This is a genomic window from Pseudomonadota bacterium (assembly GCA_039193195.1).
Taxonomy (GTDB): Bacteria; Pseudomonadota; Gammaproteobacteria; order Steroidobacterales; family JBCBZW01; genus JBCBZW01.
Window position 1 is genome coordinate 1 of the sequence record JBCCWS010000082.1, and the last position, 10,210, is coordinate 10,210.

Annotated in this window: 4 protein-coding genes; all 4 read left to right on the forward strand. The window is 63.5% G+C overall.

Annotated elements, in window-relative coordinates:
• Positions 1 to 35: 35 nt before the first annotated feature.
• Positions 36 to 2,552, forward strand: a complete 2,517-nt coding sequence (locus AAGA68_26785; protein ID MEM9388676.1) for a hypothetical protein — start codon at positions 36 to 38, stop codon at positions 2,550 to 2,552.
• 25 nt (positions 2,553 to 2,577) lie between these two features.
• Complete coding sequence (locus AAGA68_26790) at positions 2,578 to 4,404, forward strand: integrin alpha (protein MEM9388677.1); 1,827 nt, start codon at positions 2,578 to 2,580, stop codon at positions 4,402 to 4,404.
• 281 nt (positions 4,405 to 4,685) lie between these two features.
• Positions 4,686 to 6,422: a hypothetical protein gene (locus AAGA68_26795; protein MEM9388678.1), complete on the forward strand. Its 1,737-nt coding sequence runs from the start codon at positions 4,686 to 4,688 to the stop codon at positions 6,420 to 6,422.
• 790 nt (positions 6,423 to 7,212) lie between these two features.
• Entirely contained in the window at positions 7,213 to 9,924 is a 2,712-nt protein-coding gene (locus tag AAGA68_26800) for a TIR domain-containing protein (protein MEM9388679.1), read from the forward strand.
• Positions 9,925 to 10,210 lie beyond the last annotated feature (286 nt).

The window sequence follows — 10,210 nt, forward strand, 5'->3', positions numbered from 1 at the left end:
ACTTGTTCGCCTAAGACTGGGGGGTGCGGTCCGACGTGGGGCGCGGACTCGTCGCAGCGCGTTTCTACGCACGCTGCCACGACTGTACAGATGGCACTTTCCTGCTCGAACGCATCGCCCACCTCGACCAACAAACGGCGCTGCCGACCGTGTTCCGAAGCGGCGCCTTCTGCACGGCGCCCGAGACTCCGGTCGATCCCATGGATGGCGCCTCGCGCCTCGTCAGCGTAGACGGTGAGGAGTTCGCGCCGGAGCAGACCAATCACAACACGCAGGCGATTCGCTTCAACGACCTGCCCCTTGGGGATGGCAACATCATCATCAGTGGCCAGGTGCACGGGCACGCCTTCAAGCCGCGCCTCGATGTGATCGTGCGCCCCGGTCGCCAGCTGCGCCTGGTCGGCGAGGTGGACAACGAGCTGAGCGTTAGCGCCAGCGCGGCCGTGAAGGCCGATTGGACCGGCGAGGAATCGCTGGATCTATTCGACATGTGCTTTCCCCTGCCGCCGCTAATCCTCGGCCCGATCGAAATCCCCCTGAGCCTGCACCTTGGCCACGACATCGGTATCAGCGCAACGGCGCGAAGCGCCATGGTGGCGAGCGTGCGCAAGCGCCTGCGCGCTGGCTACGCCTTCGGCTACGACAGCGCCCGCCCCAGCGGCGATCGCTTCTTCATCGAGCCCTTTCACGAGTCCTCGCCGATCGAGTTCACGCCGCCCCGCCTGCTCGATGACAGCGGCGCAGCCATCGCCCTACATACCGACGCGCGAGTCACCCTAAACGTAGGCACGGGGGCGGCCCCGGACGGTACATGTCTCGCGGCTGCGGGACCCTACCTAGAGGCCCGCGCCAGCGGCAAGCTGCGCGTGAGCGCGGTGGATAATCCCTGGTGGACCGTGGGCCACGACGCCGGCCTGCGCGGCGGCGTTGCCATGGAGCTGCTGGGACTGCCCGTATTCGACCTCGCCGCGGACCCTAGCGAGTTCCCGGGTGAGGAGGAACTCAGCGGCTACCGCGAAGACACCGGCCGTGGGAGCAACGGCCTCACCGCCGGCGGCGATCACCGCTGGGCGATCGATGTGGAGGACATCGTGCAGAACCCACCAGGTGAGATGGAGACCAACGCCGTCGCGGCGACGGCCGACGGTGGCGTGATCACCGTGAGTAGCGCGCCACCGCGGATTACGGCCGTCGATGCCCTCGGCCGCTACCAGTGGGATTACGAGTACCGCCTGGGCTACGTACCGTTGGACGTGTTCGTGGCCGAGGACGCCACGATCTACGTGGCCGGCGCGATCTCTCAGGTCGGCTGGCTGGCCGCCCACGAGCCCGACGGCACCCTGCGCTGGGTGCGCAGCCATGAGTTCAATGCACCGGAGCGCTGCCTGCTCGAGGGTGCCGCGATGGGCGCTGGGACGGGCGGCGCCCCAACCTTCGTGTTCGCTGGGAGCACGGTCGCACAGCAGCCCCGTGGCTGCGCCTTCAAGCTCGATGAGAACGGCGATCTGCTGTGGGGCAAGCGCTACGAGCCAGGGCTCGCGGCGCTCGCATCAGGTGCCGACACCGACGGCGACGGCATCGATGACGAGTTCGACAACTGCCCTTGGCATCGCAATGGCGCGCAGGACGATGGGAATGGCGATGGCGTCGGCGATGTCTGCGATTCCCTGCAGCAGACGATCAGCGCCGTCACGGGCACGCGCGATGGGGGATTTCTGCTCAGCGGTGAGCTGCGCGATGACGTCTACCCCTTCTATCGTTCCAACGCTTTCGCTTTGCGCTTGGATGCGCACGGCAACGCCTTGTGGGGTGCTGGCTACTACGGTCGCCCTGTCTCCTTCGAGGCCGCGGCGGAAGCGGCCGACGGCAGCTTCTACCTGACAGGGTTCGCAGGCGGCAATCTGAACGATACGCAGGCCGGCATGCTGGTGGCGCGCTTGGAAGGCAACGGCCGCGACGGCGCCGCAAGCTTGGTGTTCGGTGACGACGACTGGGAGTCTCACCTCTCGGCCCTCGACTACGCGGACCCGGCCAGCATCGTGCGCGAGTACAACGACCGCGGGGCCGATGTGGTTGCTGTGCCAGGTGGTGCCGTGGTGGTCGGCAACGTCGGTGCGGAGCAAAGCTCGGTATCTGCCGGCGTCGTGTTGAAGCTGAACGAGCGCCTGGCGACGGAATGGCACACGGTGTGGGACGGTCTTGCCCACGGCGATCGCCTGCAGAGCATCGCAACCACCCTTGGCGGCTACGTCGTCTCAGGGCGCAGTTACTCCCTTGCGCAGGACAACCGCGGCAGTCTGCACGTACTTAAGATTCCCCACGATGGGGTCATCACACCGTTGCCGCAGGTCGAGCTGGTCGCCCGGCGCATCGCCACCGGTGCCACCGGTGAGCGGGGCGAAATGCTCGGCTTCGAACCGCAGTTCCTGCACGGCGTGGATGCGCTACCCAGCGACCTCGGCGCCCCGAGCGATCTGCTCGTGGGCTCCGGAGGACTCTGCGTGACCGTGCTCACCGAGAGCGGTAGCGAGAGCACCTTGGACGATTGCTAGTAATGACCATACAGGAGACAGGATCATGCACGCATCCCGATCATTGACTCGCGCCGTACGACGGTCCCTCGCCGCCGCCGCAATCGTCGGTGTCGCCAGCGCACCCGTCGCCCAGGGGCAAGCGTTCCCGCCCATCGTTCAACTGTCGAGCCTGCGCCCCGTAGCGGGTGGTGATGGCGCGCAGGGCAGCATCTTCGTGGGTCGCCGTATGGACGGCGCGGCGGGCGAGACGGTCTCCGTGATCGATGACATCAACGGCGACGGTGTGGCAGATCTGGTCATCGCCGCGCCCAGAGCGACATCCGGGCAGGTGGATCGGGCCGGTGAGCTATACGTTCTATTTGGTCAGCCTGGTGGTTTCCCCGCCCAGCGCTCCGTGGGCACCCTGTTTCCGACCGGTGGCGGCGATGGCAGCGCCGGCTTCGCCCTGATCGGCCGAGGCGAGCGGGACTACAGCGGCGAGTCGATCGCGAACGTGGGTGACCTCAACGGCGACGGTATCCACGACTTGGGGCTAAGCGCAGATCCTCGCCACCCTGAGGTCATCGTTTTGTTCGGTCGCGACCAGAAAGGCGGAGACACGTTCCCGCCCGTGCTACCGCTACAGCAACTCCTCCCTGGCGGCGGCGGCGATGGGAGTCGTGGCTTCGCGCTCAGGTTCCGAGGTGGCGACGATCTCATCTCCCTTGAGGTCAGTGCCGCTGGCGACGTCAATGGCGATGGGGTGGATGATCTGCTCATCGGTAACGCCACGGGGTTCGACTTCGGCGACGGTCCCGCGGGCGAGGTCACCGTCCTGTTCGGTCGCGACGTCGCCGCGGACGGTGGCTTCGCCCCCGTGATGGACGTCGATCAGTTGCGTCCGGTCGCGGGTGGTGACGGCAGCGATGGGTTCTTCATTCTGGGCATCGATAGCGACGATCGCGCCGGGGTCCGGGTGAACGCCGCTGGGGACGTGAATGGCGATGGGATCGATGACCTGCTCATCGGATCCTACCGTGCGGACCCCGGAGGCCGTGGTGGGGCGGGGGAGAGCTATTTACTATTCGGTCGCCGCGACGGCTGGCCCGCGACCGTATCGCTCGTGGACCTGCTCCCAGAGGCTGGGGGCGATGGTAACCTCGGCGTGGTCGTCGCTGGCATTGACGGTGCCGACAACGCAGGTGCTGTGTTCGGCGGCGGCGACGTGAACAACGATGGGATCAGCGATGTGCTCATCTGCGCTGCCGGGGCGGCACCGGGAGATCGCTTCCAGGCGGGCGAGTGCTATGCCGTGTTCGGTCGTGACGCCATAAACGATCCGTTCCCTGCGCAGCTGGAACTCACCACCCTCCTCCCGCAGCACGGCGGCGACGGCAGTCGGGGCTTCGTGCTGGAAGGGGCTAGCGTGGCCGATGAGCTGGGCGCTGGCCTCGAGGCGTCGAAACCCGTCAGCATCACTGGCGATGTGAACGGTGACGGCATCGATGACATCGTCATAGGCACTCAAAATGGGGATCTCTCGAACGGCGTCAACAACAACGAAGGCGAAGTGTCTGTGGTCTTCGGGCGCGATGGGGCATTCCCGCCCGTCGTGCCCCTGCTTAGTCTCAGGCCCGCAGGGGGTGGCGATGGTGCTATGGGGTTTGTGATCGCCGCCTACGACGTGAGCGGCTTTGCAGGCGGCTCCGTGAGCACCGGGGATGTGAATGGCGATGGGATCGATGACATCTTGATCGGTGCGCGCGAGGTGGATCCGGTGCCCCTACGCAACGATGACCCAGGTGTTGCCTACCTCGTTCTTGGGCGTGCAGATGCGCTCGGGGATCTCTGCTCGACTCAGCCTACCGTGTCCCGTGCGGATGCTTGTTAGCGGAGTGCGAAGGGCAGCGAGGCCCCTCGTCCGTCGGGTTTGCGGATAGGGTCCGTCAGTAGTGGTAGGTAGGGAGATCCAGAGCATTGCGGGCGCCTTGTCTACGCGTTGAGCTACCGCCCAATCGCGTGGAGGCGATAAGTCCCGTTCGGCCCATCTGGGCAGACGCGCCCCGCAGAGTGCAAACTCGCCCTCGCGCTGTCGTCCCGCGAGCGATCGCGCCAACCTGCCGGCGTCGCGAGCCAAGGCATCGGCCCAGCTAGCCGCAAAGGAGAACCGACATGGAACGTAGGTCGCTGATTCACAGAATCCTGGCAGCGGAAGTCGTTGGGCGTGCCGCACTGCACGCGTGCCACGGCATTCGGGTGCTAGGCCCGTGCCTCGCCCTGAGTGCAGCCCTCATTGCCACGCCGGTCGCGGCGGGCGAAGGGTCGGCGAGCTTCGCTCTGCAGCGCTTGCTCCCTGCGCTTGGCGGCGACGGCACGGAGGGCGCCGTGCTACGGGGCATCGATGAGGGTTCCCTTGCAGGCCGTGTAGTCGCCAACGCGGGCGATGTTAACGGCGATGGCGTCGATGATGCGATCGTGGGATCTTGGGCCGGTACCAACCTTCAGGGCGAGGCCTACGTGGTGTTCGGAAGTGCCACGGGCCTTGGGGCCACGGTTGAGCTTGCGAGCTTAATGAGTGAATTCGGCGGTGACGGTAGCGCAGGGTTCGCGATCACCACCGATTTGCCGTTCCACTTTCTGGGCTGGTCCGTGGCCGGCGCCGGAGATCTCAACGCTGATGGCGTGGATGATATTGCCCTTGGAGCCATTGGCGCTTCTGCTGACGCTGGCGCGGTGTACGTGATCTTTGGCAGGGCAACCGGATTCCCCGCTGAGTTCGACGTGCAGCAGCTGCACCCCGAAGGGGGCGGTGACGGCAGCGACGGCGTGGTCATCCTCGGCGCGACGCCCGGTGACGAACTTGGCCGGGCCGCCGCCTTCGTCGGCGATATCGACAACGACAGTGTCGACGATCTCATCATCTCGGCCACCCCGGACGCCCGTGAAACCTACGTGATCAAAGGCCGAACCGATGGCTTCCCCGCCGTGTTGGAGGTTGCCGATCTGCGGCCTGAGTCTGGCGGTGACGGCGGTGCGGGGTTTGTGCTCACGGGCGTAGGTCCCGCCGAATTCTCCGATCGTGCCGTGGGCAGTGCAGGGGATCTGAACGGTGACGGATTGAACGACCTGATCTTGGGCGCCGAGAGCGAGAACACCTTCGGTAGCAATCGCGCGGGCCGGACCTATGTGGTGTACGGGCGCAGCGCCGGATTCCCTGCGGCCTTCAATGTGCGCAGCCTGCTGCTCGCCAACGGCGGGGATGGCACCGAGGGTTTCGCCTTGAACGGCATCGATGATGATGACCGCTCTGGATCGGCGGTCGCCAGGGCTGGCGATCTCAATGATGATGGTGTCGACGACATCATCATCTCTGCGCCAAATGGAGACGCCAACGGCCTGTCCGATGCGGGCGAGAATTACGTGATCTACGGTCGAAGCACTGGCTTCCCAGCTGAGTTCGAGCTACGCGATCTATTTCCAGGGCTCGGCGGTGATGGCACGGAAGGATTCGTGATCAAAGGGCCCACGGTCAATGATGAAACCGGGCAAGCCATTAACGCGCTTGGCGACTTCAATGGCGATGGCGTCGACGATGTCCTGATCGGCTCCTTTAACCGCGACCCCTTCGGTAGGGCTCGAGCCGGCGAGACCTACGTACTCTTCGGTCGTGATGCAGGCTTTGGGGCGAGCGTCGATCTCATCGGGCTGTTCCCCGCGGCCGGCGGCGACGGCAGCGAGGGCACCGTCATCCGTGGCATCGATGAGTCAGACTTCTCCGGCATCTCCGTGAGCGCCGGCGACTTCAATGGTGACGGACAGGTCGACGTACTCATCGGCGCGGACGGTGCCGATCCTGGCGGCCGCGGCAGCGCTGGCGAGATGTACATCGTGTACGGGCAGTGCCCGTGAGAGCTGCCTGACGCTGCCAAGTGATCGCCTCTGTAGGCAGAGGCCTACAGGGGCCGTGATCTTCGACGTTCGCTGGCCAGCATGTGTGTCTCAAGGTTTGACCGTCACTTCTCAGGACACTCCGTTCTCATCCAATAGCGTAGCTCAGGCACCGCTGCGAACGAGGTTCTGTCATCGTTAGCCATGCCAGCACCGCTTCAGCGTCTGAATAGACAGGCAGGGACTGGCCACGCGGCATCGCGCGCAACGCTGTTCGACGCATCGTGTTCGATCAGCAAGATCACTGCCGCCGAGACTGGGTTGGGTCGTCGGCAATGGATCTAATTGGCTCAGCGTCAGGCCAGCTTACCTGCCTAAGTGGACCAATCTGGGCACTCCCCTCGCTTGGCGCAGACTTCGAGCCACGGTAGCATCCGCAATCGAATGATCCGTGCCGAGAGACGGGGAGACAACCGCATTGTCGAGCGAGTATCGCACCGACGAACGAGCGCATCGTTTGCTTCGCGCGCGCGACTGGCAGCATCGGCCTGAGCTTGAAAGGGTCATCGAGTGGTGGCGCAACGGTGGACGTGGCGTTTGCGCTCTCGTTGGGATGGGAGGGGCTGGAAAAACGGCCATCGCCGACCGATTTTTGCAACTGCTCCCAGGCCCGTACCCTAATCTCCCAAGCGTCAATAAGGCATCCGATCTTCCGGCGCCATCGCGCACGCTTGTTTTCTCCTTCTACGATGTGCCCAATCCAGATTCGTTCTTCGAGACGTTATGTTCCTGGCTAAGCGTTTCGCGGGCTTTGTCTAGCGGTCTGGTCGGTGATGGCGGCGAGCCGGTGCGGCAAGCGTCGCTGGAAGAAACGCTGCATCTGCTTAACGAGTTGCCCCCTGACAGTCGCGTACTGCTCGTACTCGATGGACTCGAGAAGATCCAGGGGCAGGGCGGTAGAGAAGCCTTTGGAAGGGTACTTGACGGTCGCATCCGAAGCATCATCATCGACGCCGTCGAGGGTTACTTCCCGGCACTATCGTTGCTTGTTACCACGAGATTTTGGCTGTATGACGCACGCCGCCTCAGAGACTCTTGGTACCAGCAAATCGACATTGACCGATTGCCCCTGGACTCCTGCACTGGTCTTTTGCGTCAGCACGGGGTCCACGGCTCAGACGCCGAACTGGAGGGCGTAGCGGAGGATCTTGGGCGCCATGCGCTGAGCGTCGATTTGATGGGAGGGTACTTGACTCGCTTTTGTGGTGGCGACTGCGCCCGTTTGCCAGCGTTGGCGGATCAGGACGCGGTTCAGACGCACGATGCACAGCTGGATCCCGCCGTGGCGGCAATTCAGGAACAAGAGCGCCGGCTGGCGCGACTGGCCAAGCGATATCACGATTCCCTCAGGTCGGACGATCCGGCAGCCCTGGCGCTTCTGCAGCGGCTGTGCCTGTTCCGACTTGGCATCAACCTAGACGCCATTGCTGCCATCTTCACAGGGAAGGGTAAGGCTGCCGTCTCCGGGCGGGCGCTTGCCTCCCTAAGCCGTGATCAGGTGGCAGCCAAGCTGGCACTGCTCACGGAGATGAGGCTCATAGAGCGCGCAGGTCACGACGAGCAGCTGTACGCCATTCACCCAGCGGTCCGCGATGGTTTCGAACGGAGCCTTGATCCTTCCGCGGTTCAGCTTGGGCACGAGGCCGCTGGAGCGGGTTTGCAGGCCTCGCTTGGGGATAGACCAAGTGAGAGCCGGCCGTCGGATCCGCAGCTGCTGGATCTACTTGAGGAGATTGTCTACCACACGCTATCCGCAGGCAGGGTGGCGGACGCCTGGAAGCTGTATCGCCAGAGAATGGGTGGCTACGAGAACCTGCTGTGGCGGCTTGGGTCAGCAGAGCGAGGCGATCGCATATGCCGGGCATTTCTCCGAGACAATAGCAGCATTGGGTTGACTGATCTCAATGAGGTGGATCATCAGCAGTTCACTGAGGAATGGACGGGCTACCTATCCCAACTCGGGCGCAACGACATCGCCTTGGAATGCATGCGAGAGGCGTCTTTCTCGCGGTTGCTCTACAGCTCGCCTGATGTGCCAACGCTTTTGTTGTCCGCTGGCCGAGTTGCCGAGGCCGCAGAAGTAGTCCGGCGACACAAAAATTCATCGGTTAGCTTAGGTCCCTATCTTGGTCGAATCGCGACTCTGCAAGGCGAGAGCCGTGATGCGCTGACACTCTTTGGAAGCCGCGTATCGGTTTTCTTAGGTAGGGCTGCAAAGCCTGGCACCTGGATTGCGGATCTCCTGGTCCGGTTGGGGAGACTTGAGACCGCTGAAGAGCGGGCCTCTAGCGACAGAGCGCTGCTCATCAAGGAATACGGGTCCCTGGACAACGACGTCCCATACAAAGACGTCATTTTGGCTCAGATAGCGTGCCTTCAAGGCGCGTCACGTCTGGCTCGTGAACGTATCGCAAGCGTTCACTCATGGGCATCGACTCGCGACGCGAAGGAGCTTCTGTGCTTGTGTGCGCTCGTGCGTGCCAAGATCGAGCTCCACGAGGTTTCTGCTGCACAGGATGGTCACCTTAGTCTCGAGGGGGTGCTCGCGACGATACAAACCGGTCTACGGTTTGCACGTCAGTACGGTTACGCACTACACAACATCGACCTCTTGTTGCTTCGAGCGCAATTCGAGCTGCTCCTTGGTGATCCATCCAAGGCTGAGCTCACGGTACGCAATGCACTGTTCGACGGCATGCCTCCTCAGCCTGAGTTAGATCGCCCGGGCTTGTTTGCGGCAACCGATCCAAGCTGCGGCTACGCCTGGGCGATCGCGCAGGGGCGGCGTTTGCTAGCAGAATCAATGCTACTGCGCGCCGCTCAGCTCGTCGGAGAAAGCTCGATCAATCCGGCGTCCCGATCAACGCCCCGGCCCGTAAGTGAGCTGATGCTCGACGCGCGGCAGGAGCTGGAGAAGAGCATACGCTTGCGTAAGGACATGCTCGATCCAGCGCTGGCGGCAACGAAGAAGCGACTAGCAGATGTGCGCAAGGGCAGACTCACCTCCCACAGGTTGCGCACGGTGCAAACATCGACTCCGACGTCCACGTCGGTGAGGAGGTTTGCGGTGGCCCTATCGTTCCCGTCCGAGCACCGCACTGTCGTGGCCGATGTTGCGCAAGGGCTTGTCGCTGAGCTGGGGCGAGATCGCGTGTTCTACGATGAGTTCTACGAGGCGGAGCTGGCAAGGCCGAATCTTGACACCTACCTGCAAGACATCTATCGCAATGATGCAGATCTCGTGGTCGTGTTCCTATGCGCTGACTATGAACACAAGCAATGGTGTCGGTTGGAGTGGCGCGCGGTGAGAGACCTGATCACTCGACGGGACGATGACGTAATGCCAATCCGGCTCGACGACTGCGACGTTAGCGGAGTGCTTTCTCTAGACGGCTTTCTGGACGCCAGGGGGCGTACCGCTAGTGAAATAAGTACGAGCATCCTAGTGCGCCTTCGGGCCTAGTAGCCTGTCCCGGCAGTTTCGGGAGTGATGAGCGAGTCATTCGTCGGCGAGGTGAAGGCGCGCTGACGAGCAATGGCCTGAGCCATTGCGAGGAAGCGCAACGCGCAGATCGTCGATGAAGGGCTCGCTCAGCACTTTCGAAACTGCTGGGACAGGCCACTAGCCTGCTTTATTCATGAGGTGTGGCGTTGAGCCCCTGAGATGAGATCGTAGGGCGTTGACCGCAGCTGAGCGAGTGCCTGTGAGGCGTTCTCAGGGTTGAGGCCGGCGTTTTCCGAGTGTTGGG